This is a genomic window from Microbacterium sp. Leaf351 (assembly GCF_001423825.1).
Lineage (GTDB): Bacteria > Actinomycetota > Actinomycetes > Actinomycetales > Microbacteriaceae > Microbacterium > Microbacterium ginsengisoli.
Genome location: NZ_LMPK01000007.1, coordinates 2,320 through 4,353, shown reverse-complemented (window position 1 = coordinate 4,353; position 2,034 = coordinate 2,320). Strand labels below are relative to the sequence as shown.

Sequence of the window (2,034 nt, the reverse complement as noted above, 5' to 3'; positions counted from 1 at the left end):
CTCGGAGGGCATGCGCCAGGCCATGGGCGTCCGTTCGTTCGCGTGGGGCGCGCGGGTGGATGCGCCTCTCGGGGCACGATACCTCCGGCCCACCCCGTAGCGCTCGACATCCGCGAGTGCTAAACTTGAGCGCGTAAGACTCAACTTTGAGCAGCGAACTTCAGGAGCATCATGAACGCCACACCGCAGCCGGGCCAGGAGGAGGCGCAGAGCGCCCTCGAGCAGTTCGGCATCAACCTCACCGAGCGCGCCCGCCAGGGCAAGCTCGACCCCGTCATCGGACGCGACAGCGAGATCCGCCGCGTCAGCCAGGTGCTCACCCGACGCACCAAGAACAACCCCGTCCTCATCGGCGAGCCCGGCGTCGGCAAGACCGCCGTCGTCGAAGGCCTCGCCCAGCGCATCGTCGCGGGCGACGTCGCCGAGTCGCTCAAGAACAAGGAGCTCGTCTCCCTCGACATCTCCGCCCTCGTCGCCGGCGCGATGTACCGCGGCCAGTTCGAGGAGCGCCTCAAGAGCGTGCTGAAGGAGATCACCGAGTCCGAGGGCCGCGTCATCACCTTCATCGACGAGCTGCATGTGCTGATGGGTGCCGGCGGCGGCGAAGGGTCGGTCGCGGCATCCAACATGCTCAAGCCCATGCTCGCCCGCGGTGAGCTGCGCCTCATCGGCGCCACCACCCTCGACGAGTACCGCGAGTTCATCGAGAAGGATGCCGCACTCGAGCGCCGCTTCCAGCAGGTCTACGTCGGCGAGCCGAGCGTCGAGGACACGATCGCGATCCTGCGCGGACTCAAGGAGCGCTACGAGGCCCACCACAAGGTGGCCATCGCCGACGGGGCGCTGGTGGCCGCGGCATCCCTCTCGAACCGCTACCTGCCCTCGCGCCAGCTGCCCGACAAGGCCATCGACCTGATCGACGAGGCCGCGTCGCGGTTGCGCATGGAGATCGACTCCGCTCCGCTCGAGATCGACGAGCTGCGCCGCCACGTCGACCGGCTCAAGCTCGAAGAGCTCGCCCTCAAGAAGGAGAAGGACGCGGCCTCGAAGGAGCGTCTCGAGAAGCTGCGCACCGACCTCGCCGCCGAGGAGTCCCGACTCACCGAGCTGCAGGCCCGGTGGGAGCGCGAGCGCGCCTCGCTCAACCGCGTCGGCGACCTCAAGACCCGCCTCGACGCCGCCCGCGTCGAGGCGGAGCGCGCCCAGCGCGAGGGCAACCTCGAGAAGGCGTCGCGGCTACTGTACGCCGAGATCCCGGCGCTCGAGCGCGAGCTCGTCGCCGCCGAGCAGGCCGAGTCGACCGATGAGCGCATGGTCGGCGACCAGGTGACCGACGAGGACATCGCTGCCGTGATCGCCGCGTGGACGGGCATCCCGGTGGGGCGCCTGCTGCAGGGCGAGACCGAGAAGCTCGTGCACCTCGAGGCCGAGCTCGGCCGGCGGCTCATCGGCCAGAAGCCGGCCGTGCGCACGGTGTCCGACGCGGTGCGCCGCTCGCGCGCCGGCATCAGCGACCCGAACCGCCCGACCGGATCGTTCCTGTTCCTCGGGCCGACCGGTGTCGGCAAGACCGAGCTCGCGAAGGCGCTCGCCGAGTTCCTCTTCGACGACGAGCGCGCCATGGTGCGCATCGACATGTCGGAGTACGGCGAGAAGCACTCGGTGTCGCGCCTGGTCGGCGCCCCTCCGGGATACGTCGGCTACGAGCAGGGCGGTCAGCTCACCGAAGCCGTGCGTCGGCGCCCCTACAGCGTCGTGCTGCTCGACGAGGTCGAGAAGGCGCACCCCGAGGTGTTCGACGTGCTGCTGCAGGTCATGGACGACGGCCGCCTCACCGACGGCCAGGGCCGCACCGTCGACTTCACGAACGTGATCCTGATCCTGACGTCGAACCTCGGCTCGCCGATCCTGATCGACCCGCTGCTCACCCCCGACGAGAAGCGGGAGCAGGTGCAGGCGCTCGTGCGCCAGGCATTCCGTCCCGAGTTCGTCAACCGTCTCGACGACGTCGTGATCTTCCAGGCGCTCACCGAG

Annotated in this window: 1 protein-coding gene; it reads left to right on the top strand. The window is 69.4% G+C overall.

The window, feature by feature from the left end; genetic code table 11:
- Positions 1-171: 171 nt before the first annotated feature.
- On the top strand, positions 172-2,034 hold a 1,863-nt coding region (locus ASG00_RS02550; RefSeq protein ID WP_235559084.1), incomplete at its 3' end, for an ATP-dependent Clp protease ATP-binding subunit.